This is a genomic window from Paenibacillus wynnii, assembly GCF_030812855.1.
GTDB lineage: Bacteria > Bacillota > Bacilli > Paenibacillales > Paenibacillaceae > Paenibacillus_AQ > Paenibacillus_AQ wynnii_A.
In genome coordinates this window covers 272,538-298,798 of sequence record NZ_JAUSTK010000001.1, presented here as the reverse complement: position 1 = coordinate 298,798, position 26,261 = coordinate 272,538, and the positions used below count along the sequence as shown (strand labels likewise).

Sequence of the window (26,261 nt, the reverse complement as noted above, 5' to 3'; positions counted from 1 at the left end):
TTTGCCCGTGAAGCACATTATTTATGAGCTTCATGTATAAAATTTTGGGAAACGGGAAACCTTCGCTAATAAGGGGAGGTTTGTCACATGAACAAAATGGGTATATGGCAGAGGCTTTGGTGTGTAATGATAACAATTACTCTGCTTCTGGCTGCATCCGGTGTTTACGCCAAATCCGAGGGACAAGAGACTAAGCCGCTTGCCTCTGGACAGATTACTAGTAAGCAAAGCAGCGCAATAACAGCAATGAATACGCCGCAATATAAAAGTCTAACAACGATGGCCGGTTCACCGGGCAATACAATAACCACGCAGAGGCTTGCTACAAGCCTTGATCCCGTTAGATCAAAACCCGCCGCAACGAAATCACCACAGCCTGTAAGTTCACCTAAACCGAAGGCGACTTCGACGGCTAACAAAGGTAGTGTGGGCAAAACGCCGATATCTATCCCGGTAGCTGCACCTGAGCCGGAACAAATTATCCGGACGATGAAGGTTACAGCAACCGGCTACACTGCCGGGTATGAATCTACTGGTAAAAATCCAAATCATCCAGAGTACGGTATCACCTACTCCGGCGTTAAAGTTCGCAGAGATAAAAACGCTCTATCGACCATCGCTGCGGATCCAAAGGTTCTGCCGATGGGCAGCATCCTTTATATACCGGGGTACGGATACGCGGTTGTTGCCGATACGGGATCAGCAATTAAGGGCAGGAAGATTGATTTGTATTTTGCTACTACAAAACAGGTCTACAAAGAGTGGGGCAAAAAGATAGTCGAGGTTCAGCTTATCAAACGCGGCAGCGGGAAATGTACAGAAGTGATGCTGAAGGATCTCAGCAAGGCCATCAAGACCTATAATGCGGTTCCTCAGTCTGTATTGGAAGAAATTATTTAGGATAGTTTTAGCGGCTAGAAGCTTGAACCTATTTTCACTTGGTCATGCATAATAGTGATTCCCTCATCCCATAATACGGACTGGGGCAGCAGTTACGCCTCTTCCGAAGATGGGAGGTGAATTCCGTGGCCAAGAAGTCAAAAGTTCAAGAAAACTATAAAACTCCAAATGAGAAATATAATGCTGAGTTTGCTGTTGAGAATGATGGAACATCGAAGCAAAGTGGGAAAACTACCGCTAAGCCCGCCCAAAAGCCTCAACAATAATTCTGCAGTTCTAAAGCAGTACTCAAAAATGCCCCGCCTTATATAAGGTGTGGGCGTTTTTTTTGCTACGCGCTCCTATATTATATTGGCCTCGGTCTAGGGACGGAGGCTAAATTCCATCTCGCGGCGCTGTTTATGATTCTTCTATTGCTGTACACTAAGGTCATAGGATTGTAGAAGGACGAATCACACAACTTTTAAGGAGAAATGAAAGATGAAAAGACGACTTACGAGCCAGATCATCGGCGGATTGGTTCTGATTGGAATCGGCGCCATATTTTTATTAAGACAGCTGGGATACACTGATTTCAGTATCGGTTATGTCTTCTCAAACTTTTGGCCGGTTATTTTAATTGCGATGGGTGTTAAGCGTTTGCTTGCTACCGAGGATTATAGTTCAAAAGGATCTTCATTCATAGGAGGGATCTTCTTTCTGGCGATGGGTGTATTTTTTCTAGGACGTAATCTGGAATGGTTTGACCTATCAGCAGGCGACTTTTTCAAAATGTTCATCCCAGTTATGCTGATCGGCGGTGGGTTATATGTAATCTTTAAACCGCGTCACTCCGGCCCGCCTTTGCCTCCTGTACCTCCGGCACCAAGTTATTTTCCTCCAGGTAAGGACCTGTTAGATGTAGAACCTCCGAAGCCGTTGGAATCTACGCTAGACGAGCAGTTCGAACAAAAGTTTGGCAAACCTGCCGGTGATGTTGATTCAACTAGCGGTAGAAAGACAGATTGGGAAAGTTATCTTAGCAAAGATCAAGCCACGGACGATCCTGAGCTTCATTCTACTGGTGAATCCCGTTGGAAAGAGAAACGTGAACGGCATGAGCGTAGGCATCAGGAACGGATGGAGCGTCATGCCCGCAGACATCAAGATCACTGGAAAGATGAGTATGACGGTGCTCACGACGATAAAGATACGACGAATCGCTCGGCTTTTATCGGGGATATCCATATGGGACGTGAGCATTTTCAACTGAAAAATACGAACCTTTCCCAGTTTATTGGTGATACAGTGTTAGATTTGACGAATGCACAAATTCCTTATGGCGAGACAAAGATTAACATTTCCGCATTTATCGGAGACATTAAAGTATATATCCCTAATGATATGGACCTGGGCATTTCAGTAAACAGCAGTTCATTTATCGGAGACATGCAGGTATTGGAGCAGACACGCAGCGGTTTTATGAGCAGTGCTCAATGCAGAACGCCTTACTACAAAGAATCTGGTAAGAAAATCCGCATTAACGTTAGTGCTTTTATTGGAGACATTAAGGTTAAAACGGTGGGTTAAGCATGGGGCCTCTTTTCAAAAACACTAAATGGGTGCTGCAAATCTATTTCCTCCTTAGTGGAGTCGTTACGGCGGGTCTGATCTATGCAGGAAGCTGTCTAGGTTATATAAGGGTTGTCGATTATCGGATGTGGCTCTATTTATGCGCAGGTATTATAGTTTTCACCATTGTTCTAGGATATATGGCGGGTCAGCGGATCCAGCGGCGGATTGATCACATTGATCTGAACATGCTGCAGGTAGCCAAAGGCAACCTCTCTGTCCGAATGCCGGAGAGCGATGATCCGTCTTTTGCCAGAGTCTATCACGAATTCAATGTCATGATGGATACGGTTGAGAACAAAATGAAGCTGCTCCAACGTCTAGGTGAACAAGAGGTTATTGAGAAGGAAAAGGCTGCAGAGAGCGCTGTTCTGGAGGAACGTCGGCGAATGGCCCGAGACCTGCATGATACAGTAAGCCAGCAGCTTTTTGCCATTCATATGTCAGCCTCATCACTGCCTAAAGTATTGGAAAGAAATGAAGCTCATGGAAAGACGGTAATGGATCAATTGATTACGATGTCGCAAATGGCCCAGAAACAAATGAGAGCATTAATTGCGCAGCTGCGTCCGGTGGAGCTGGAGGGTAGGAATCTTTTTGAGGCGCTGGAGAAATGGTTCCCGGATTATTGCCGTCAGAACGGTCTGAAGGGCATGAAAGAGCTAGAGCTGCAAGGGGAATTATCCGAGGCCATTGAACATCAACTGTTTTTAATTATCCAGGAAGCTATGGCTAATATTGTGAAGCATGCAGGAGCGAGGATCGTAAGTCTTTCCTTGCGCGAAGCGCCTCGGCAGGTCGTTCTGAGCATAAGCGATGACGGGCATGGTTTTGAGCTTATGCAGAATAAGCACGGATCCTACGGATTGATCACCATGCGTGAACGTGCGGAGAAGTTGGGCGGTCAGGTGGAGATTATTAGCCGCAAGGGTGCTGGAACCACGATCCGTGTACATATTCCAAAATTTGTTCAAGATGAAAAAGCTCCGGTTACCGCTGTAGCTGTAAGGGAAGACGGGGAAGAGGAGGCATTGTAATGAGTGCTATTAAAATATTGCTAGTGGATGACCACGACATGGTTCGTATGGGCCTCAAAACCTATTTAATGCTTGAGCCCATGTTTGAGGTAATAGGTGAAGCATCTAACGGATTAAAGGCACTGGAAATGCTCCGAAATGGTTGGGATGACGGGTTGCCTGATCTTGTACTAATGGATCTAATGATGCCCGTGATGAATGGTGCTGAGACCACCAAAGCTGTGCTGAAGGAATTTCCGGATCTGAAAATCGTGATTTTGACCAGCTTCCTTGAAGATGATTTAGTTGTCGATGCCATCGAAGCAGGTGCAGTCAGTTATGTGTTAAAAACGGTGTCGGCAGAGGAACTTATCTACGCGCTGCAAGGGGCATACCGCGGTATGCCGGTGATGACTGGTGATGTGTCGCAAGCCTTGACGCGCGGGATACGCCAACGTACTGTTCAAGGAGACTCCTCAGGACTTACCGAACGTGAGAAAGAAGTACTGCTGCTTATTGCTGAAGGCAAAACAAATAAAGATATCGGCGAGGAGCTGCATATCAGCATCAAAACTGTAAAGACGCATGTCAGCAATCTGTTGATGAAATGTGAGCTGGACGACCGGACGCAACTGGCTATATTTGCTCACCGTAAAGGCTGGGCGCAGAGTTAATCCCAACAAAAAAATGCCTCTGAACTCAAGTGTTGCTGGAGTTTCAGAGGCTGATCCAGTTACCCACCTCAGGATTTCCCCTTGGTGTTAGCAAGCTTTATGATCATAACGATAAGAACGAGCAATGCTATGAGCTGATCAGTACTCATTTGCGTCCGCCTCCATTCCAATAGAAGGATGGCTCTTCGGACGGCATTTCCTCTCCCAAGGATACTGCTTCGTTCCCCACTTTCAGACTATGAGGCTTTAGCACTGATTATTACTATTTTAGGTTTAAGGTTTAGGTTTAGGCCCGGCCGTGCGTAGTTCAGCACGCTCGGGCTTTTTTTGTGCCTTCCCCCTGTGAAGGGGAGGGGTATCGGAGCGGAAAGTTTACGTCCGCCTTTGAAATCGTGTTCCACCCGCAGGGTAAATTCAGGGAACACGATTTCAACAGCGGTGGAGTCCCGATTACCCCGACCTGCCCGATTTTATCTAAGCTTAAATTGTTTTTAATGTGACCTTAAGGTTTAAAGTACACAATGAGAACAAGAAAACAAATCAATCCTTGTCAGGCAGACAGGACACGGGAGGAAAGAAACATGAACGATAACAAAGATAGATTCACTCGTGAAAATGAACCCGCACCAGATCGGGAATGGAACGGCAGCACTAATGAAGAAAACAGTGGCGGCGGTCGGTCTTCCGAATCCGGATCATCATACTATTATTCTTATGGACCTTTTAAATCTATCAACCAAGATGACACAGATGGCATAGAACATTACAATCGGCGGGAGCCGGAGCGGGTAGAGGTTACACCTCCTCAACCGATTAAGCCCATACCATACAGCACTTCCATTCGTACCACGGGTTTTGACGGCAGTGGAGGAGGTCGTAACGGTAACGGAGGCAATGGATCGGACGGTGGAAACGGATGGCAGTACAATCGCAAGCCAAAAAGCTCCTTTAAAAGCATTCTGATCTCTTTCCTGGCCGGAATGATTGTTCTATCAGGCTCTATGTTCGCCGCTGATCGTGGGAATTGGTTCACAGGTGATTCTGAAGAACCTGCCGTAACTGCAGGGGCTACGGCTCCAGATGAGGGTGCAAATGTGAGCCCTGCAACGGCTACGACTTCACTGAATACCGGTGCAAATGATGTCTCAAGCGTAGTAGACGGAGTAGGACCTGCGGTTGTAAAAATAGAGACATTGGTAAATTCCAGCTCTCGCGGCGGAAGCCAATCCAATCCGAATATGAGCGATCCATTCTCACAATTCTTTTTCGGTGATCAATTCGGAGGCAGCGGTTCAACTGAACAAACAGAGCCTGAGTCCGAATCAAATTCCAACACTCAACTAGTACCTTATGGTATTGGAACAGGCTTTATCTATGATAAAGCGGGATATATTTTAACAAATCAACACGTAATTAACGGTGCAGATGTTATTCAGGTCACCATTGAGGGCAATAGTAAGCCTTATGAAGCAAAGCTGCTCGGCTCCAGTAAGGATCTGGATCTAGCCGTGCTTAAAATTGAAGGAGATAACAACTTCCCTGCAGTAGCGATGGGTGATTCGGATACTCTGAAGGTAGGATCGGAAGTTGTAGCGATAGGTAACCCTCAGGGTTTTGATCACACGGTAACTGCCGGTGTTCTGAGTGCTAAAGGTCGCAGTATTGACATTAATGAAGAAGATGGCAGCGGAACCCGGAATTATAAAAACCTGCTTCAGACGGATGCATCGATCAATCCGGGGAACTCCGGTGGGCCGCTGCTCAATATGAAGGGTCAAGTTATTGGTATGAACGTAGCTGTAAGTACGGATTCACAAGGTATCGGGTTTGCAATTGCAGTCAATACAATTAAAGAGGTTGTTCAAAAACTGGAGGATAATCAAGCTATTCCAAAAGAGCCCGTTCCATTTATTGGCGCAACGCTCATGACGATTACTGATGAAGTTGCCAAGCAAATGGGCACCGATATTAAAGAAGGGTCCGTCGTAGCAGAGATTATCTATAAATCTCCTGCTTATGTAGCTGATTTACGTCCTTACGATATTATTAGTGGGGTGAACGGCAAAAATTATGCGACAAGCCAGGATTTGATCGATTTTATTCGAACCCTAAAAGTGGGTGACAAGGCTACACTGAATGTAGTTCGTGACGATAAAACGTTGGAGCTTCCAATAACAATCGGCAATAAGAACGACTTCGATACTTCTAAAACGGAGTAAGAATAACATCCGGACAGCGAATTTAAAAGCGGGAGGGCTAGCCCTTCCGCTTTTGCTGCTACTTGGGTGCCAATCTATGAATTCATTGGTACAATATATATAAGAATGTAATAATGGGGGCTGCTTGATGCGACCGAATATTTTAATTATTGATGATGATGAAAAAATTATATCCATGCTCCGGCGTGGTCTTGCTTTTGAAGGCTATGATGTAAAAACTGCGGTGAATGGAGCCGATGGGCTGCGTGCCGTACTGAACAGTGATCCGGATGTCGTTATTCTGGACGTTATGATGCCGCAGGTGGATGGATTCGAAGTTTGTCGGCGTCTGCGAGAGGGCGGCAGCTCCGTACCTGTGTTAATGCTTACCGCTAAGGATGAGATCGAGCATCGGGTAAAGGGGCTTGATTTGGGAGCCGATGATTATCTGGTTAAACCGTTTGCGCTAGAGGAGCTGTTGGCCCGTGTACGTGCACTTTTACGGCGTAAGAGCGAGCAAAGCGGTAATGTGGATCAGGCTGTCTCTTATGAGGATATCACTTTGGATGTTGATTCCCGTGAAGTTACGCGGGGAGGTAAACGCCTAGAGCTTACCGCCAAGGAATTTGAGCTGCTGCACTTGTTTCTGCAGAACCCCAAACGAGTATTGTCCCGCGATCTGATTATGGATAAAATATGGGGCTATGATTATAGTGGAGAATCCAATGTATTGGAGGTTTACATAGCCATGCTCCGTCAAAAAACGGAGGAACATGGTGGCAAACGTCTGATTCAAACGATCCGGGGAGCCGGATACATTCTAAGAGGTGACAATTAATATGTCAATTAGGCTGCGGCTGACTGCTTGGTATTCTGGGATCTTGGCTATTATGCTGCTGGCCTTCTCAGCCGCAATTTATGGTTTTGTATATTTTAATACCTATGGTGATTTGAAGGATCGTGTACAAAAGCAGGTTGAAGAGCTGCAGCTCCGGCCGCGCTGGGGATATGATGGCTCTTTGCTGAACGTAGATGTAAATTTAACTCAAGCCGACCGTCTGGAAGAAGCGAATATGTTGGTACAAATCTATATTTATGACAGCAAGACCATCCAACAATCCGACAATATGAGTAGTCTGGACATGAAATTTGATTTTCCAGTGCGAGAGAAAATAGAGGATGAAAAGGGCTTTAAGCAGTTAAGCCTGGGGGGCTACCATTTTATTATGTATCAAATGCCTCTTAAAAATCCTGACGGTAAGCCTCTGGCGGTACTCCAGGTTGCTGCACCTACCAGCCAAGAAGATAAACTGATGTTAAGACTCAAAAACATCCTTCTTGTAGGCTCTTTTGCTACGTTAATGGCAGCCTTCACCTTCGGTCTATTCTTGGCACGTAAATCTATGAGTCCGATTGGAAAGGTTATAGAGGCGGCTAACGGGATCCAGACCGGAACTGATCTTAGCTCGCGTATTGAATATGAGGGTCCCCCCGATGAAATCGGTCAGCTTATAGAGACGGTTAACAGCATGCTTGGACGTATGGAAGGCTTCTATAAAGAGCTTGAAGATTCCTATGCAGCACAACGGCGTTTCGTCTCAGATGCTTCCCATGAACTGCGTACGCCTCTTACGACAATCCGCGGGAATATTGATTTACTGCAAAAGGTTTGGGATCTTGAGCCTGGGGAGAATCCTTCGCTCGATGATGCCACTATTCGTCAAATGTCTAAGGAGTCTGTGCGTGACATCGCAGATGAAGCCAAACGGATGAGCCGGCTTGTGGCGGATATGCTTTCGTTGGCCCGGGCAGATACCGGACGGACATTTGATAAGGAGCCGGTAGCTCTGGAGCCTATGATGACAGAAGTTGCACGCCGAGCAGCCTTCCTGCCTCACCAGGCAGAGTGGAAGGTTGGCGATATGACCCACCTGAATGGGAAGTATATTGTGGGTAATAAGGATTATCTTCAGCAAATGCTATTTATTTTTATTGATAATGCATTTAAATACACTCCTGCTGGTGAAGTATCATTGAATGCTGTATTTTATCAGAGTCAGGTAGGCATACGCATCACTGATACGGGTATTGGCATGGACAAGGACGAGGTACCTCATATCTTTGATCGGTTTTATAGAGCGGATGAGTCTCGCGGTATTACCGAAGGCATCGGCCTTGGTCTTTCGATAGCGAAATGGATTATTGACGAACATGGAGGCTCTGTTGAAGTTGTGACAAGGCAAGGGGAAGGTACAACATTTGTGATCTGGCTGCCGCTGCTCTTTGCTCCACCGCTGGAGTAGGGTATAATAGACGGGTTCTAATCTTGTAACTAATGACAGCAGAAAGCTGGTGAAGTCATGGAAGTAATCAAAATTTCTCCTCGGGGATATTGTTATGGTGTCGTTGATGCCATGGTAATGGCTCGTCAGGCCGCTCAAAATCTTGATCTGCCCCGGCCGATTTATATATTGGGTATGATTGTTCATAATAGTCACGTCACCAACTCCTTCGAGGACGATGGTATTATTACGCTAGATGGACATAACCGTCTTGATATTTTGGATAAAGTGGATAGCGGTACTGTTATTTTTACAGCTCATGGTGTTTCGCCGGAGGTTCGTAAGATGGCTCGGGCGAAGGGATTGACCACTTTGGATGCTACCTGTCCCGATGTGACTAAAACCCATGATCTGATTAAGGAAAAGGTTGAAGATGGCTATGAGGTCATTTATATCGGCAAGAAGGGCCACCCAGAACCAGAGGGTGCGGTAGGAATTGCCCCTGAGCATGTTCATCTGATTGAGACGGAAGCAGAGATAGAATCGTTATCGATTCCTTCTTCACGGATTGTGATTACGAATCAGACAACAATGAGTCAGTGGGATATCAAGCATATTATGAAAAAACTGCTGGTGACCTTCCCGGGTGCAGAAGTGCATAATGAGATTTGCATGGCTACTCAGGTTCGGCAGGAGGCTGTGGCAGAACAGGCAGGTCAAACCGATCTTGTGATTGTAGTAGGTGACCCGCGAAGCAACAACTCCAACCGTCTGGCGCAAGTGTCTCAAGAGATAGCTGGAGTACCCGCTCACCGTATATCAGACGTATCAGAGATGAACATAGAATGGCTGCAAGGAGTCAACAAGGTTGGCGTTACATCAGGTGCTTCTACACCTACTCCGATTACCAAGGAAGTTATATCTTATCTGGAGCAGTATGATCCTGCACAGCCTGAGACATGGGAGATTAAGCGAACGGTTAATATGGCGAAGCTGCTTCCACCCGTTAAGAATACGAGCAAAACCGGGAGTCCATTGTAAAGAAGCTAATATATTATAATTGTAAGAGAGTGTCTTCGTTCTGATTCCGTGAATGATGATGCTCTTTTTTACTTTATAAGGGAAAAAAGATTACGAAAGGGGGTTTCGTTAAATGAGATCCTCATGCTGGGACTTGACGAAAAGGAACATTTCGATTAAAATTACTTTAGCGAGTAGAAGCGTAGAAGCTTAAAAGCGTCTTAGCGTGTAAGTGTTCATATTCATCATAAATTATAAAACGATAGAGTTGAGAAAGGGAGAATTTATTATGATCGTTATTACATCTAACCTAACACCAGAAGAGCAAGTACAGGACATTATTGCAGTAATTGAAAAGGAAGGGCTGCAGGTGCATCTCTCCCGGGGGGCAGATCGTACGGTTATTGGTTTGGTAGGAGGCGTAACGCCTAAGCTTGCAGAACATTTGCGCCAGATGAAAGGTGTGGAAAATGTAGTAAAAATCTCGAAGTCCTACAAGCTGGCCAGCCGGGACTTTCATCCAGAAGATACAGTTATTGATATTCGGGGTGTTAAAATCGGTGGAGAGAATCTCGTTATTATGGGCGGACCTTGCGCCGTGGAATCTCCGGAACAAATCGATGAAATTGCTCGCTTGGTAAAAGCTGCAGGGGGTCAGGTTCTGCGCGGTGGCGCTTTTAAACCCCGTACCGGTCCTTACAGCTTCCAGGGTGTTGGTGTAGAAGGACTTACAATGATGGCTGAAGCAGGCAAACGTCACGGGCTGTTAACCATCACGGAAGTAATGACGCCGGAATACGTAGATGTATGTGCGGAGCACGCTGATATTTTGCAGGTGGGTACAAGAAATATGCAAAACTTCGATTTGCTGCGTAAGCTTGGAACCTGCGGCCGGCCCGTGTTGTTGAAGCGTGGCTTCAGTGCTACCTATGATGAACTGTTAAATGCAGCAGAGTACATTTTGGCAGGCGGTAATCGGGATGTAATGCTCTGTGAACGCGGTATTCGGACCTTCGAGACCTACACTCGGAATACATTGGATCTTACGGCAATTCCAGTCCTTCAAAGCTTGAGCCATCTTCCGGTTATTTCTGATCCAAGTCACGGAACAGGCCGTAGAGAGCTTGTTGAACCTATGTCCAAGGCTTCCGTGGCTGCAGGAGCAAACGGTTTGATTATCGAAATGCACACTGATCCTGATAATTCCATGACTGGCGATGGAGTCCAATCCCTATTCCCAGACCAATTCGCTAATTTGTTAAGAGATCTGGAGAAGTTGGCACCGCTGGTTGGACGGAAGTTTTCTACTTCACCGGAACCTGCATCCGTGGTATAAGCTAACATTAATATGAATTAATCGCCCTCTTCTCCCGCCTAAGGACGGTGGAAGGGGACGTTTTGCAGTATAGTCTGAAAGTAAAGCCGTAAGAGAACAGTCTATAGTAGGAAATTCACCAAAGCGTCAGAATATCTCACATTGGAATAAGAAATACCTTACATAAGCATTGACGATGTTAGGTTTGAGATTTATAATGACGACAGCAAAAACATTAAAAACAAGAACATTCGCATACTGTGAACGGCTTAATGTTCGTAACTTGGGGAGGAAAAATTCATGTCGGTTGAAAAAGTGTTGCAAACGATCAAAGAAAACAACATCGAATGGGTAGATTTTCGGTTCGTAGATTTAGGTGGCCGTGCTCACCATATCTCGTTGCCAGCTACTGAAGTAGAAGAAGAAACTTTTGTAAATGGTGTAGCTTTTGATGGTTCTTCCATTAAAGGATTCCGTGGTATTGAAGAATCGGATATGGTAATGATGCCGGATCCAAGTACTACATACATCGATCCTTTTACCGCTCACCCGACTATTAACATCATGTGCGACATTTTCACTCCTGATGGCGAACGTTATGAGCGCGATCCGCGCGGTATCGCTGTAAAAGCCGAAGAATTCCTGCAAGCAAGCGGAGTAGGAACAGCAGCATTCTTTGCACCGGAGTCAGAGTTCTTTATCTTTGACGATGTGCGTTATGAGAGCGGAATGAATAGTTCTTCTTTCTTCGTAGATTCCGAAGAAGCAGCTTGGAACACGGCCCGCAAAGATGAAGGCGGAAACCTTGCATTTAAAGTTGGCGTTAAAGGTGGTTATGTACCTGTAGCACCGGTCGACAGCCAACAGGATATCCGCAGTGAAATGTGTCGTTTGCTGGCTGAAGCCGGACTGCGCATTGAGCGTCATCACCATGAAGTAGCAACTGCAGGACAAGCGGAAATTAACTTCCGTTTTGATACCCTGTTGAAAACAGCTGATAATCTCCTTACTTACAAATACATTGTTCAAAATACCGCACGCCAATACGGCAAGGTAGCAACCTTCATGCCAAAACCACTGTTCGGTGATAATGGTAGCGGAATGCACGTTCACCAATCTATCTTTAACGGCGACACACCTTTGTTCTACGAAAAAGGTGCTTATGCCAACCTGAGTGAAATGGCTATGCACTACATCGGCGGTATCCTTTACCATGCTCCTGCTCTGATCGCACTGACTAACCCTAGTACCAACTCTTTCAAACGTTTAGTACCTGGTTATGAAGCACCAGTTAACCTTGTATTCTCCAAAGGAAACCGTTCCGCTGCAGTTCGTATCCCAGTAGCTGCTGTAACACCTAAAGGCTGTCGTATCGAGTTCCGTACACCGGATTCCACCGCTAACCCATACTTGGCGTTCTCCGCAATGCTGATGGCTGGCTTGGACGGAATCAAGAAGAAAATTAACCCTGAGGAAATGGGTTACGGTCCTCTTGATAAGAACATCTATGATCTGTCTGATGCAGACAAGGAGAAAATCCGCAGTGTTCCTGGTACATTGGACGAAGCTCTTGACGCTCTGGAAGCTGACTTCGAATTCCTTACAGAAGGCGGCGTATTCACTAAGGACTTCATCGATAATTATATCGGTCTGAAACGCGGTGAAGCTCAAGCGGTTGCGGTTCGTGTTCATCCGCATGAATACTCCCTGTACTTTGATTGTTAAGAATAAATTAAATTAGACATATAAGAAACCCTTGGGACTGTTCCCAAGGGTTTTTTGTCTTTTATCACAAGTGATGTTATGTCTAATAAATAAAAAGCATTAGAGTGGCCTCTGTGTGGCCTCTGAAGCCTTTATAGCGCTGCAGTGGTATAGCGAGGAAGTAATAGAGGGTAATGCTTAAAACCCGCCAGAAAGCCTTTAAACGCCTTCATACACTTGCCATAGGATTCCTTCTGAGGAATCGCTCGTCTCTACTAAGGGGAGAAGAAGAAAGTTTCATTGCCGATTAATTCGTCCGAAAATCAGTTTCGCTGAGATTATGCTCAACAATGACTAAAGGTATTGGTGAAATAAAAGTCCATAATAGCTTGATTTATAAGGATTATGTGGGTTTTTTCGTCTCTAATCATTTGAATTAATCAAGTATATTAGTTTTCGGGAAAACCTTTACAAAGAATTGTAGCGGTGTAATAATAAAATTACCGAAACCGGTTTAGTTTATTGTGGAGAGGATGAATAAAGTGAAAGAAAAGAGCAAGCGAGGTTGGAAATTTACAGGTGATAAAGGGGATTTCAGACTTCAGAAGGCTGACCGCAGCAGCTACTTGTACTTCCCGCTCGTAAACGAGGGCGGCATGATGTCTTCAGTAAGTCCAAAACTTCACGGTCAAACGACTTCAGGGCATAATACATTTTTAACCCCGCCTATCTCAGTGGAGGATTTACACAATTCTCGTGCTTCACGCAATTTTTGGATTCACGTTGAAGGGAAAGGTGCTTGGTCCGCAGCGGGAAATTCGGCCCGGCAAAATGCGGATTTCTATACTGAGGATGCTGAAGAGGTTGAACTGGAGGCGGGGTTCTTATGGCATCGAGTTAGCCGTAGTAGTAAAGAGTTGAACTTAGCGTCCCAGATTACCAGCTTTGTACCCTGCGGTAATGACAGGGTAGAGCTAATGAAGGTTGTTCTTACAAATATCGGAGAGACTGAGCTGACCTTGACACCTACAGCCGCTATTCCATTATATGCAAGATCGGCTGATGACCTGAGGGATCATCGTCATGTAACCTCATTGCTTCATCGTATCTTCACCTCAGAGTATGGTATTGAGGTACAGCCTGCACTATCTTTTGATGAACGGGGTCACCGAATTAATCATACCTCCTATGGGGTTTTTGGAGTGGAAGGCGACGGAAATACACCTGCGGGATTCTTTCCGGTTCAGGAGGAGTTCATTGGAGAAGGGGGAAGTTTGGATTGGCCTGAGGCAGTAGTACTCAACCGAGCCCCTGATATCATTGCAGGAACCGGTATACATAGAGAAGGGTATGAGGCGCTGGGCGGTATCCGATTTACCACCGTTACTCTAATGCCGGGTGAAAGTGTTTCGTATGTAGTTGTAATGGCCATAGAGGATCAAAGAATGGATCTCGAGGCTCTTATAGGGAAATATGGCTCTTCATCATCTTTTGACCGATTGCTGGAGGAGAATAAGGCCTTTTGGAGTGAAAAGGTAGATACTGTTCAGTTCAAAACGGGGAATGCGGATGCAGACCTATGGATGAAATGGGTAACATTGCAGCCGGTGCTTAGAAGATTATACGGGAACTCTTTCCTGCCTTATCATGATTACGGTCGTGGAGGTAGGGGATGGCGGGATTTGTGGCAGGATTGTCTGGCATTGCTTATTATGGAGCCGGCAGAGGTGGGCAGCCTGTTATTCGATAATTACGCTGGGGTTAGAATAGATGGAAGTAATGCGACCATTATTGGCCAGCATCCTGGGGAATTCATTGCGGATCGCAACAACATTCCGCGCGTATGGATGGATCATGGTGCCTGGCCGTTTATGACCACGATGCTGTATTTAAATCATAGCGGGGATCTGGATTTTCTAAATCAGGAGCAGAGCTATTTCCGTGATACTTTCATGAGCCGCTGCCGGGAAAGAGATCATTCCCTGGATCTTAAAGAGGGTAGTGTTCTTAGAACAGCATCTGGTGAAATCTATAAGGGCACAATTCTGGAGCATATTCTGCTACAAAATCTCGTACCTTTCTTCAATGTTGGAGAACACAATAATATCAGGTTGGAGGGTGCGGATTGGAACGACGGGCTCGATATGGGAGCGGATCGCGGCGAAAGTGTAACCTTTACTTCCTTCTATGGCAGTAATCTTATGGATATTTCGCTTTTATTGCGCGATCTGAAGGAACGAACCGGTCAAAAGATTATAGAAGTGGCAGAAGAGATTACTATTCTGTTGGATACATTGACAGAAAAGGTTGATTACGAGTCGGTGTCAGGCAAGCTTGCCCTGCTGGATCGGTTCTATACCTCTGCACCTAATAAGGTAACAGGCGTTAAGGCATCCCTCGATATTGATCAGGTTGCAGATGATCTTGCTCAAAAAGCAGAGTGGATCTTTAGTCATTTGCGCCAGAATGAATGGGTGAAGAGCGAAGAGGGCGGTGGCTGGTTTAACGGATATTACAACAACGATGGGGAAAAGGTTGAGGGCGAGTTCGCGGAAGGTGTCCGAATGACGCTTACGGGTCAAGTGTTCCCATTGTTAGGCCATGCCGCATCTGAAGACCAGGTTCCACAGATTATTGCATCGGTAGAACGAAATCTTCTGGATAAGAAAATCGGCTACAGACTCAACTCTCAATTTGGTGGCATTCAGCAGAACTTGGGACGCGCGTTTGGATTTGCTTTTGGACATAAGGAGAACGGAGCCATGTTTAGTCATATGACCATCATGTATGGGAATGCGCTCTATAAGCGGGGATATGTAACCGAAGGAAGAAAGGTGCTGGAGTCTCTTTATCAACTAAGTGCCGATTTTGAAGTGAGCCATATGTATCCTGGAATACCTGAATACATTAATGAAGAGGGCAGAGGGATGTACACCTATTTGACAGGTTCTGCTAGTTGGCTGCTGCTGACCATGGTTACAGAAGTCTTCGGAATTAAAGGCAAGCTTGGTGATTTGCTGTTGGAACCGAAATTGGTAGAGCAGCAATTTGATGCAGAGGGAAAGGCCTCCATCAAAACCATATTCGCCGATCGCGAGTTAGAGGTCCTCTACAAGAACACAGAGGGCTCCGGTTACGGGGAGTATCAAATATCCTCAGTTCTTATAAATGGCGTTCAGGTGACGCTTCAACGCGTCTCAGAGGGTGTTCTAATTCCCCGGGCGGAATTAATCAGCCTTCAGGTCGGACAATGTCATCTCATCGAGGTAGAGTTGGTATAAGCTAAGTAACGAAGATAAAAAACGTCCGCACCGCAAATTGAGGCGGCAGCGGACGTTTTTAACATGAATTGAAACTTATCTTGTTCTCAATGAAAGGATGCGACTCAAATGGGACATGCACTGTCAAACGGAATTCTAACCGTTGATATTGCTGATCAGGGCGCTTACAAGGGCTCACGCTTTGACTGGACGGGTTTTATTACGCAAGTAACCCTGGAACCAGGGAAACATACCTTTTGTGTACCTGAAAGTCTGATTTCCGGGGAGGGCACCGGAGGGAAAGGGTTATGCAATGAGTTTGGCATTTCCCGGGCAATTGGATATGATACAGCCCCTGTAGGCGGATGGTTCCCAAAGCCTGGTGTAGGTTTGCTGCAGAAGCAGAATAATTATCCTTATCAATTCAATACTGACTATCTAGTTAACCCATTCAAAGTGAATGTGGAGGCTGGTCTTCATGAAATTCAATATACGATTCAACCCTTGGAGTGCCGCGGATATAGCATTCTGCTGACCAAAACCATTTCGCTCTGCCATGATAAGCTGAATATCGCCTATGAGATGCACAATAAAGGGTCGCAGCATTTTCAGTCAGAGGAATATATACACAATTTTATTGGGATTGATAATCATGAGGTTGATTACGGCTATGAACTGAGGCTTCCTGGAAGCATTAGGATGGAGGAACCGGAATCCGCTTATACTTCTGAATTATTGCAGATCTCAAAGGGTAGAATAAACTGGAATAAGACTCCGGACAGACCCTTCTACTGTAAGTTGGCGGGATGGGAAAATACGGAAAGTAATTACAATTGGGAGCTCATCTATAAGCCGAGCGGGATCGGAATCAGGGAGAGCGGAGACTTCCAAGTGGCACGGATTGCACTGTGGGGTGAACGTCATGTGATCTCTCCCGAGGTCTTTGTAAATATAGAACTGGCACCGGGACAAAGTCAGCATTGGAGCAGAACATATCAGTTTTTCTACGCATAAATATGTCCAATCTGACCCCCTATGTGAATAATTATACTTGATGGTGTGTAAGATTATTGCTATCATATCCATATCCATATTGATAGGAGAGAAAGGGTGGGGAGAGATTTTGAGCAAGAGAGCATATAATTTTAATGCCGGTCCGGCGGCACTGCCTTTAGAAGTACTGGAGCGTGCACAAGCAGAGTTCGTGGATTTTCGGGAAAGTGGAATGTCCATTATGGAGATGTCGCATCGGGGGGCAATATACGAATCTGTGCATAATGAAGCTCAGGAACGTCTACTATCACTCTTTGGTAATCCAGAAGGCTACAAGGTATTATTCTTACAAGGCGGTGCAAGCACCCAGTTTGCTATGATCCCAATGAACTTTATCTCTGCGGGACAAGTAGGCAGTTATGTAATGTCAGGCAGTTGGGCTGACAAAGCTTTCAAAGAAGCCAAGTTAGCTGGAGGCGCTCATGTAGCCGCTTCTTCGGAGGATAAATCTTTCCTCGCCATCCCAGACTTAAATTCAATCCAGGCAGCAGACAATGCAGCATACCTGCATGTGACCTCCAATGAAACGATTGAGGGAACGCAATATGCAGAGTTTCCGGATTCGGGCTCCATTCCTTTGATCGGGGATATGTCCAGTGATATTTTAAGCCGTTCTTTTGATATTAATAAATTCGGTTTAATTTATGCAGGTGCGCAAAAAAACCTCGGGCCATCCGGTGTAACAGTAGTGATTGCCAAGGAAGAAATGATTGCTGAATCACCTTCCAACATCCCTTCGATTTTGCGTTACAGCACCCATTACAACAATAATTCACTTTACAATACTCCTCCATCTTACTCGATATATATGGTGAACGAAGTATTGAAATGGATCGGTGAGCAGGGTGGTTTGGCTGGCGTTGAATCCAAAAACCGCGACAAAGCGGGGCTTCTATATAACACAATAGACGGAAGCGACGGATACTACCGCGGAGTTGCAGAACAAGGCAGCCGCTCGATCATGAATGTAACGTTCCGTATGCAATCCGAGGATGCAGAGAAGCAATTTGTTAAAGCTGCAGAAAAAGAAGGCTTCATCGGACTTAAGGGTCATCGGAGTGTAGGCGGTCTCCGTGCTTCAATCTACAATGCGGTTCCTTATGAAAATATTAAGGCGCTTGTTGATTTCATGAATCACTTCCGTCAAAGTCAAGGTTAAATGAACTGTATCACTAACCTTCCGCCTTCATGGTGGGAGGTTTTCTGTTTTATTGGAACTAAAGTTTCAAGGTACTGGGTAGTATAGTTATTACATATATGCATATGCAGAGAGGAATTACCTACACATGGCACTACACATTGTGCTGGTTGAACCGGAAATTCCGGCGAACACCGGCAATATTTCCCGTACCTGCGCAGCAACAGGAGTCCATCTTCATCTAGTTCGGCCGCTTGGATTTCGGACAGATGATGCTTCCTTGAAGCGGGCGGGTCTGGATTACTGGCATGCCGTCAACCTTGAGTATCATGATTCTTTTGATGAGGTGTTAGAGAAGTACAAGGACGGTCGCTTTTTCTATGCAACAACCAAAGCTGAAAAAAGGTATTGTGATTTCCATTACCAGGATGGAGACTTTTTTGTTTTCGGCAAAGAAACAAAAGGTTTGTCCGAGGATATTTTGGAAGCGGGGAAAGAAACAAGAATTCGTATGCCGATGAGTGATGCTGTTAGATCGCTTAATTTGTCTAACTCAGCAGCCATAATAGTATATGAAGCGCTCCGTCAGCTGGATTTTCCGGAACTTGTCTAAAAGAAATCACAGTTTATTATTTTTTTCAGCAGGATTCGACATTTTTATAACGAAATCATTTCATAGAGCCGAAAATAGTAATAGGTTGTTATAAATAGTTGAACAGGAGAGGTGTAAGTTACGATATGAAACCTGCTGGCGTGGTTAGAAAAGTGGATCAGCTGGGTAGAATTGTTCTACCTAAATCCCTTCGTAAAAGGTATCAAATGAATGAGGGAGATCCGGTTGAGATTTTGGTACAGGGTGACCATATTATTTTAGAGCGGTATCGTCCGAAATGTGTTTTCTGCGGATCTATGGAAGAGGTAGGCGAATATAAAGATCGTTATATTTGCGCTCAATGCCTGACAGAAATGACTCAATTGCAAAGACATGCTTAAGAGTTGAAAGATTCTCTTTCAGAGTCTTTAATGCACGAGGGTTCAAAAGGAAGAGCGCCGCATCATTTTGCGGCGCTCTTCCTTTTGTTGTTGGGAAGTAGGTCAGAGTCTGCAAGAAATCCCCTATCTAAAGGGAATTCGTGTTTTAAAGACCCTTTGTCTTGTCATCATTGTAAGATGAGGTGAGGATTCCGGCCATAAATAATACAAATACGAAAGTAACAATCCAAAAGGTTAATGAGAACGTCATGCTGGGCACCTCCATAGAATTGAATTCGTTATTTACATTATAACCTGCCTCTTTAAAAAAATAAATGTAATTGTGACATGTCGCATTGACAATCTTTTTTACTCATTCGAAAAACAAGAAATTCGTTGGGACGGATCGTAGATTACCATCGGAAGGTTTGTTCACAACTCTTCCGTTAAAGATCAGAGAGGAGGATCCGCCCCCGTCCAAATTATAGGCGTCTGTTACTCCCATGCCGTAAAGCTTGTTTTGAATCTCTTCCAGAGTAGCACCGGAACTCCCATTTTCGTTATATCCATCGGCTACCAAGACAAGTATTTGGTCATCCTTATATTTACCCATAACTGTGCGGGGTGCCCGTTTTGGGCTTGCCTTCCATTTCTCAGGTATAGGTACTTTGATGCTATTTTGTAGTAAAACAGGCACAAATGTAGCTCCGAAAGCCGGGTCAAGCTTATCAAGCTGGCTTTGAGTGTAGAACTTGCCTCCAATCAGCTTGCCTGATTTGTTCAATCCAACGAAACTGAGGTCCTTATAGCTAGATTCGAAGCCTGTTAGATAATGTCCGCCAATAATGGTTGTGCTCAGAGGATAACGTTTACCGCCTTTATCCGCAAACCCACCGGCATTTATTCCGGCAACTGCGCCGTGGCGGCTTACAGCCTGCATCGTGGTTTCTGATCCTCCGGGGGTCTCTTTACCGAGGCTCATCGCCATTGCCGATGGATCCTTCAGCTTAATTTTCAGAGCATAACCTTTATAGTTTTCGGGATTCATCCGGTAAAGCTCTATTGAAATACGGCTGCTGCTAATAACCTCCTCAGGAGAACCTAGCTTTGCCGTTATCCGACGGTTATATATGAACTTAGGACGGGCAGACTGGGCTGTAGCCGTACTCACCAGAGCATTCATTGTATTCGTTGTCTGCTTGTACACTTTAGCACTGGCACTAACAGTTTTGATAGTATAAGCGGCGGCTGCCTGCGCCTTGGTTAGGTCGCTTTTGAGTGCGGCAGTCTCCTGAAGAGGGCCTGTAACCGGTGCGTATTGGCTAATCTTCAAATCTAGCTCAAGTGGCGGCTGATAGAGCCATAGACACAAGAGCAGACCTATAAACGGTGCTGTTGTCAGCATGAAGAAGCGGTTAACGCTTTTAACAGGGGTAATCATTTGAGTAGATCCATCTCTTTCTTCAGGGTGTCAAGCTGCTTACGAACCTCACTTAACTGCGTGTACAACTTATTGCTGTTGTCCGTTTTGGCACTTGCATTATCCTTCGTAAAAGTTAAGAGTTCGTTAAAAGACTGTACTGTGCTCTGCAGCTCCTGCACATCTGAAGAAAGTACGGCAATCTTCGCCTCATAGTCCGCCTTCAAAAGATTAAGCTGCTGCTGGCTTTGCTGGCTTAGCTGACCCAGTACTTGATCCCTTAAATGGCTGGTGTAGCTATAAACTGCATATACGCTTAGTCCAATCATAAGTACCCAGAATAATAAAAACCATTTGACGGAAGGGCCGTTTCTAGTTGTGGACGTGCGGCGCGAGTGTACCGGGGACGATTCCGTTGACGCCTGCATTTCATCACCTCAAGCTATATTTTTTCAAGTCACCATTCTATCAGACTTCAACTTTTTTCGCAAAAATGAAAGAGAACAGAATATGGGTAAAAAGTAATTGCATCCTATTAAACTACTAGGATAGAATTACTATAGAATGGAATATCTGATGGGCGTATACAAGGTAAAAAGGGGAAATTATAATAAGTCATCATGATCCTTGCCAACGTTTAATACGGAAACGCTACGGCGCTATCCACTCTGGTTAAATACATATATAGCAGGAGGTCTAGGCGTCAATGATGAAGGTATGGCAGGTGGTACTAGTGGGCTGTCATCCCACAAGTATGCTGGGGACGAAACTGATTTTAGAGGAAGGCGGAGAGCTGAGCGTTGTGGGGATGTGCTCTTCATGGGGCGAATGCTCGGTAATTGTTCAGGAGAAGCATCCAGAATTAATTCTAATGGATTACCTAATGCCTGAGGGTGAGGTAGTAGGTGTGCTTTTGGATATGAAAAAAAGTTCACCAACGTCTCACTTTGTGGTAATGACGGATGATGATGCTATGGAACTTCTCCAGCCGCTTATGGAGCTGGGGGCCAGCGGGTTGTTATCTAAGGGGGCATCACCGCGGCAACTGCTACAGTTGATCCTAGGTCTAAGGGAGGGATTCCTCTCTATGCCCCTGGAATGGATGAATAAAGGTTTCCTTCCTGTCAAATCCTCTGATGTGTATGATGGTTTGTTGCAGTTGACACCTACAGAAACATTTATAATGGAGCGGATTGTCCAGGGGGTTACCTATGATAAAATTGCTCTGGAAATCGAGGTGAGTCGACGTTCCATTGATAACTACTTACGGAAGATTTATGTGAAGCTGAACGTCTCTACCAGAGCGCAGGCTATAGAGAAATTTGCGCTTTTTTCCAGACAAAACAAGCAAATGTACGCGTAGCTTCAACAGGACGACATATTGCCGTTCCAGCCGGAATATTCTTGGTACCAAGGAAGGGGGACGCTTTATGAAATATGAGTTTTCCGCTCGCGCACATACGCTTCAGTCATCACCGCTGTTAAGTATACGGACCCAAATGAGAAGAGGCTCCTTAATATCTCTGGCAGAGGAACTGCCTGCAGAGGAATTATTTCCATTATCCCTGCTGGCAGAGGCTGCTTCCAACGTCATTACGGCTAATGCAGAGGCGCTCCAGTACGGTGATCCTGCAGGTTATGGACCGCTGCGAGAGTGGCTTACAGGGGATTGGTTCAAATCCAAAGGGGTAACTGTTGACGAAGGCGGCGTGTTGCTTACTACGGGTAGCCAGCAGGCAGTTGATTTGTTATCTCGGGTATACCTCGACTCGGGGGATCGTGTACTTGTGGAACATCCGACATCTCCGGGTTGTCTACAAGCGCTGAGGATGCAGGGGGCCCTTATCATACCGGTACAAGGAGATCGAGAGGGTCTGCTTCCTGATCATTTACTTTCACAGATTAAAAAGTATCGGCCTAAGATGCTGTTCGCTGCTCCAAGCTTTACGAATCCTAGTGGCAATCTATGGAGTCTGGAGCGGCGCAAGGAAGTGCTGGAGCTCTGTGCTGCACATAATGTGCTGATCGTGGAGGATGATTCCTATGGAGATCTTCATTTTGAAAAATATGATCAGCATCCTGCGAAGCGATATCCGTCGCTCTATGCGCTGGAAAATGTCAGTGACGGTGGCCATGTGCTCTATATCGGCTCCTTCAGCAAGACCGTTGCGCCTGCACTGCGGACGGGCTGGGCGGCAGGAAGTCCGGAGCTTATCAGCATGATGTCTGCGGCCAAAGGTATGGCTGACTGGCAATCAAGCCCGCTGAACCAGCGGCTCTTATATCATCTGCTTGATGTTTCTGCCTTCGATTTGCGTGAGCATATTGCCTTGCTGAACCGTGAATATCATACCCGGCTGAAGCTAATGGTAGAGCTGTTAAAGCGTCCTGCTTGGAAAGGCAGCTCATACGATCTCCCAAAAGGAGGTATGTTCCTGTGGGTTGCGCTTCCTCAAGGCCTTGATGCAAACGCATTGTTAAAATGTGCCTTGAATAAGGGGGTTGCCTTCTTGCCAGGTCCATTATGCTGTGTGGAAGGCGGAGGAGAACATATTCGCCTGAACTTCAGTCATCCCGGACGGGATGCACTGTTGCTAGGGATGAATCTGATGAGTGAGGCCGTCACGGAGTTTACAGCCCGGAACTAAAGTTCACTGATTCAGTGGAGGAGTAACGTGACGAGCTGTTATTTTAAAGGGGTTTCCCAAATGCCGTATAAATGGCTGCTGGGAAACCCCTTTTTTAGAGTGAAAAGATTATTAAGAGCTAACTTCAGACGGATTGTAGCCGCTCGTTATGGCGGAGTATTCGGACAGAGCTGCTGCTCCGGCTGGAGTTAAGGCATACCGGCCGCGTGTGATGCGGATGAACCAGCCGTAATAGTTGTGTTGCAATATAGCTGCCGCCCCCGGAACACCGCTGCGCTTGCGCAGCTCAGCAGGGGTTACACCTTGCTTCTTCAGCGCAATATGTGACGTGTCGGCCTCTATTTCTCGAACAGCTGCAGCTATCCGTAGTGCCTTTTCACGGTAAGCCGTAACAAGCTTGACTCGTGTGCTGCCGCCGATATTATAATCACCGCTGCGTTCATGGAATTCGTACAGCAACTTTTCTTGACGTCGTCCGCTGATACGCCGTACCGGGGGGATTTCTCCCGGCTCGACTAACACTTCCACCAGAGGAGGCTTAGTCTTGTAGAAGACTACGGTCATTAGCCCCAGACCAAGCCGGCGGCAGAGTTCGCTAAGCTCACCCCAGCGCTGGTTCACCGCCCCTTTTTTGTCCCGGCAGCGCTCAACCGCCAGAACAACGTTCGGGCTAAGCTTTAATCGTTCGACACCCTGCAGTAGCAGAGAAAGGTTGAAGGATTTTTTCATCTCCACGATTAGAGGCTGCTCCTCGTTGATACGGATGCCAACCATATCGCAAGTCCGCACTTCCCCTTTAATTTCATAACCTTGTTTTTCAAAAAAAACCTTTAGAGGAGCATACAGCTCCGTTTCATGCCGTACCGCCATAGACCGTCACTCCTACGCGCTTTTGAATTCATTAAATATGATTCTCTATTATAGCACAGCAAAAAAGAGGTCAACTATTGGGGGTTCGCCGCATAGTTATGTAATACACTTTTGAATGCTACATCGGCAATTGGAGCGCAAGGTGAGGAGGCAGCGAACAATGGATATTTTTGAGCGTATAGCTTCGTATCGGGCAGAGAATGAGCGTATGTCGTGGAGCGGAACCTTCAAGGAGTATATAGAACTGCTTAGAAAGGACCCTTCTCCCGCAAAGACCGCGCACGCCCGTGTATACGACATGATCAAGTCGCACGGTGTGGAGGAAATTAACGGCCGCAAACGGTATAAATTTTTTGAGCAGGAGATTTTTGGACTCGATCGGGCTGTAGAAAAGCTGGTGGAGGAATATTTCCATTCCGCTGCGCGGCGATTGGATGTACGCAAACGGATACTGCTGCTAATGGGACCTGTAAGCGGAGGGAAATCAACACTGGTCACGCTTCTAAAACGCGGGCTGGAGCAATATTCACGGACGGAGCAAGGTGCTGTGTATGGAATTGAAGGCTGCCCGATGCATGAAGACCCGCTGCATTTGATTCCGCTGGAACTAAGGCCGGATATCGAGAAAGAGCTCGGCGTGCGTATTGAAGGGAACCTATGTCCTTCCTGCCAAATGCGACTGAAAAATGAGTACAGCGGCACGATTGAAAAGGTTCGAGTGGTTCGTGTACTTTTGTCTGAGGAAGAGCGTATCGGAATAGGGACTTTTAGTCCGTCTGATCCAAAGTCCCAGGATATCGCAGACCTGACGGGAAGCATCGATTTCTCCACGATTACTGAATTTGGATCGGAGTCAGACCCGCGTGCTTACCGTTTCGATGGAGAGCTGAATAAAGCCAATCGCGGCTTGATGGAATTTCAGGAAATGCTGAAGTGTGATGAAAAGTTTCTTTGGAACCTGCTCTCATTGACTCAGGAGGGGAACTTCAAAGCCGGAAGATTTGCGTTAATTAGTGCCGACGAGCTTATCATCGCTCATACCAATGAATCGGAATACAAAACCTTTATCTCCAATAAGAAAAATGAAGCGCTCCAATCCCGGATGATCGTAATGCCTGTTCCTTACAACTTAAAGGTATCCGAAGAGGAGAAAATTTACGCCAAGCTGATCGGTCAGAGCGACATGAAGCATGTGCATATTGCGCCGCACGCTCTGCGTGCTGCTGCAATCTTTTCAATACTTACCCGTCTGAAGGAGAGCAAGAAGCAAGGTATGGACCTCGTCAAGAAGCTGCGGATGTACGACGGAGAAGAAGTAGAGGGATACAAAGAGGCTGATCTGAAGGAAATGCAAACGGAGTTCCAGGATGAAGGAATGTCAGGCGTTGACCCGCGTTATGTCATCAACCGCATATCCAGTGCGTTGATTAAAGGTGATCTGGAGTGCATGAACGCTCTAGACGTGCTGCGGGCGATAAAGGACGGCCTAGATCAACATCCTTCGATTACGAAGGAGGAGAGGGAGCGGTATTTGAACTTTATCTCCATTGCTCGCAAGGAATATGACATTCTGGCTAAAAGCGAAGTACAGAAGGCGTTCGTCTATTCATTCGAGGAATCTGCCAAGACTCTTTTCGAGAATTATCTGGATAATATCGAAGCCTTCTGCAATTGGTCCAAAATCCGTGATCCGCTGACGGATGAGGAAATGGAGCCGGATGAGCGGCTGATGCGCTCCATAGAGGAGCAGATCGGTATTTCGGAAAATGCGAAAAAAGCCTTCCGTGAGGAAATTCTAATCCGTATCTCCTCCTACTCACGTAAAGGGAAGAAGTTCGAATACAGCAATCATGACCGGCTTAGGGAAGCCATTGAGAAGAAGCTGTTCACTGACCTGAAGGATATCGTCAAAATAACCACCTCCTCCAAGACGCCGGATGAGAGCCAGCTGAAGCGGATCAACGAGGTATGCGCAAGACTCATGGATGGCCATGGCTACTGCCCAACCTGCGCCAACGAGCTGCTGCGGTATGTGGGAAGTTTGCTGAATAGGTAACTTGTGTTAAAGAAGACGGGCCGCGACTAGCGACTCGTCTTTTTGGGATGCTCTGGGTGAGAAGGGAAAAAGGCTCTATTGCTCAGAGCAGGATGGGGGCGAGTTAGAGGAGGGTCAAGCTGAG

At 46.0% G+C, this 26,261-nt stretch carries 22 protein-coding genes; 19 read left to right on the top strand and 3 right to left on the bottom strand.

Going from position 1 to position 26,261, the window contains the following annotated elements; all coding sequences use genetic code 11:
• Positions 1–87 precede the first annotated feature (87 nt).
• The 16 genes from J2T20_RS01235 to J2T20_RS01160 all read left to right on the top strand — a co-directional run bounded on the left by J2T20_RS01235 (position 88) and on the right by J2T20_RS01160 (position 19,164).
• The gene (locus J2T20_RS01235; protein ID WP_307584793.1) at positions 88–900 is read left to right on the top strand and encodes a 3D domain-containing protein; all 813 of its coding nucleotides are present in this window, start codon (positions 88–90) and stop codon (positions 898–900) included.
• A 125-nt stretch (positions 901–1,025) separates the two neighbouring features.
• Positions 1,026–1,166: a hypothetical protein gene (locus J2T20_RS01230; protein ID WP_307584790.1), complete on the top strand. Its 141-nt coding sequence runs from the start codon at positions 1,026–1,028 to the stop codon at positions 1,164–1,166.
• 214 nt (positions 1,167–1,380) lie between these two features.
• Positions 1,381–2,469 (top strand): cell wall-active antibiotics response protein LiaF, encoded by a 1,089-nt coding sequence (gene liaF / locus J2T20_RS01225; RefSeq protein ID WP_307584788.1) that lies wholly within the window; start codon positions 1,381–1,383, stop codon positions 2,467–2,469.
• A 2-nt stretch (positions 2,470–2,471) separates the two neighbouring features.
• A complete protein-coding gene (locus tag J2T20_RS01220; protein WP_307584786.1) occupies positions 2,472–3,548 on the top strand; it encodes a sensor histidine kinase in 1,077 nt (358 codons plus the stop codon).
• On the top strand, positions 3,548–4,201 hold the full coding sequence (locus tag J2T20_RS01215; protein WP_307584784.1) for a response regulator: 654 nt from the start codon (positions 3,548–3,550) through the stop codon (positions 4,199–4,201). The genes J2T20_RS01220 and J2T20_RS01215 overlap by 1 nt, the downstream gene beginning before the upstream one ends.
• Positions 4,202–4,782: 581 nt before the next feature.
• Entirely contained in the window at positions 4,783–6,420 is a 1,638-nt protein-coding gene (locus J2T20_RS01210) for a S1C family serine protease (RefSeq protein ID WP_307584782.1), read from the top strand.
• A 127-nt stretch (positions 6,421–6,547) separates the two neighbouring features.
• On the top strand, positions 6,548–7,237 hold the full coding sequence (locus tag J2T20_RS01205; RefSeq protein ID WP_307584781.1) for a response regulator transcription factor: 690 nt from the start codon (positions 6,548–6,550) through the stop codon (positions 7,235–7,237).
• A gap of 1 nt (position 7,238) precedes the next feature.
• On the top strand, positions 7,239–8,702 hold the full coding sequence (locus tag J2T20_RS01200; RefSeq protein WP_307584779.1) for a sensor histidine kinase: 1,464 nt from the start codon (positions 7,239–7,241) through the stop codon (positions 8,700–8,702).
• 57 nt (positions 8,703–8,759) lie between these two features.
• Positions 8,760–9,722: a 4-hydroxy-3-methylbut-2-enyl diphosphate reductase gene (locus J2T20_RS01195; RefSeq protein WP_307584777.1), complete on the top strand. Its 963-nt coding sequence runs from the start codon at positions 8,760–8,762 to the stop codon at positions 9,720–9,722.
• Between the two features lie 268 nt (positions 9,723–9,990).
• Entirely contained in the window at positions 9,991–11,037 is a 1,047-nt protein-coding gene (gene aroF, locus J2T20_RS01190) for a 3-deoxy-7-phosphoheptulonate synthase (RefSeq protein WP_307584775.1), read from the top strand.
• A gap of 279 nt (positions 11,038–11,316) precedes the next feature.
• Positions 11,317–12,741, top strand: coding sequence for a type I glutamate--ammonia ligase (gene glnA / locus J2T20_RS01185; RefSeq protein WP_307584774.1), 1,425 nt, complete (start codon positions 11,317–11,319; stop codon positions 12,739–12,741).
• Between the two features lie 512 nt (positions 12,742–13,253).
• The gene (locus J2T20_RS01180; protein WP_307584772.1) at positions 13,254–16,001 is read left to right on the top strand and encodes a GH36-type glycosyl hydrolase domain-containing protein; all 2,748 of its coding nucleotides are present in this window, start codon (positions 13,254–13,256) and stop codon (positions 15,999–16,001) included.
• A gap of 108 nt (positions 16,002–16,109) precedes the next feature.
• Positions 16,110–16,994, top strand: a complete 885-nt coding sequence (locus J2T20_RS01175) for a hypothetical protein (protein ID WP_307584770.1) — start codon at positions 16,110–16,112, stop codon at positions 16,992–16,994.
• Between the two features lie 106 nt (positions 16,995–17,100).
• Positions 17,101–18,192, top strand: a complete 1,092-nt coding sequence (gene serC / locus J2T20_RS01170) for a 3-phosphoserine/phosphohydroxythreonine transaminase (RefSeq protein ID WP_307585090.1) — start codon at positions 17,101–17,103, stop codon at positions 18,190–18,192.
• A gap of 127 nt (positions 18,193–18,319) precedes the next feature.
• Positions 18,320–18,784 carry a tRNA (uridine(34)/cytosine(34)/5-carboxymethylaminomethyluridine(34)-2'-O)-methyltransferase TrmL gene (trmL, locus tag J2T20_RS01165; protein WP_307584768.1) on the top strand — a complete coding sequence of 155 codons (465 nt, stop codon included), beginning with the start codon at positions 18,320–18,322 and terminating at the stop codon, positions 18,782–18,784.
• A gap of 125 nt (positions 18,785–18,909) precedes the next feature.
• Complete coding sequence (locus tag J2T20_RS01160) at positions 18,910–19,164, top strand: AbrB/MazE/SpoVT family DNA-binding domain-containing protein (protein ID WP_307584767.1); 255 nt, start codon at positions 18,910–18,912, stop codon at positions 19,162–19,164.
• Between the two features lie 352 nt (positions 19,165–19,516).
• Here the strand turns inward: J2T20_RS01160 and J2T20_RS01155 are convergent, their stop codons facing one another.
• Complete coding sequence (locus J2T20_RS01155; RefSeq protein ID WP_307584766.1) at positions 19,517–20,584, bottom strand: phosphodiester glycosidase family protein; 1,068 nt, start codon at positions 20,582–20,584, stop codon at positions 19,517–19,519.
• A complete protein-coding gene (locus J2T20_RS01150; protein ID WP_307584764.1) occupies positions 20,581–20,991 on the bottom strand; it encodes a hypothetical protein in 411 nt (136 codons plus the stop codon). The genes J2T20_RS01155 and J2T20_RS01150 overlap by 4 nt, the downstream gene beginning before the upstream one ends.
• 278 nt (positions 20,992–21,269) lie before the next feature.
• Here J2T20_RS01150 and J2T20_RS01145 point away from each other — a divergent pair, with 278 nt between their 5' ends.
• Positions 21,270–21,926: a DNA-binding response regulator gene (locus J2T20_RS01145; RefSeq protein ID WP_307584762.1), complete on the top strand. Its 657-nt coding sequence runs from the start codon at positions 21,270–21,272 to the stop codon at positions 21,924–21,926.
• A gap of 67 nt (positions 21,927–21,993) precedes the next feature.
• Positions 21,994–23,211 carry an aminotransferase-like domain-containing protein gene (locus J2T20_RS01140; RefSeq protein WP_307584761.1) on the top strand — a complete coding sequence of 406 codons (1,218 nt, stop codon included), beginning with the start codon at positions 21,994–21,996 and terminating at the stop codon, positions 23,209–23,211.
• Positions 23,212–23,322: 111 nt separating this feature from the next.
• Here J2T20_RS01140 and J2T20_RS01135 read toward each other — a convergent pair whose 3' ends face one another.
• On the bottom strand, positions 23,323–24,081 hold the full coding sequence (locus J2T20_RS01135) for a DUF2161 family putative PD-(D/E)XK-type phosphodiesterase (RefSeq protein WP_307584759.1): 759 nt from the start codon (positions 24,079–24,081) through the stop codon (positions 23,323–23,325).
• 160 nt (positions 24,082–24,241) lie between these two features.
• Here J2T20_RS01135 and J2T20_RS01130 point away from each other — a divergent pair, with 160 nt between their 5' ends.
• Positions 24,242–26,137, top strand: coding sequence for a PrkA family serine protein kinase (locus J2T20_RS01130; RefSeq protein WP_307584758.1), 1,896 nt, complete (start codon positions 24,242–24,244; stop codon positions 26,135–26,137).
• Positions 26,138–26,261 lie beyond the last annotated feature (124 nt).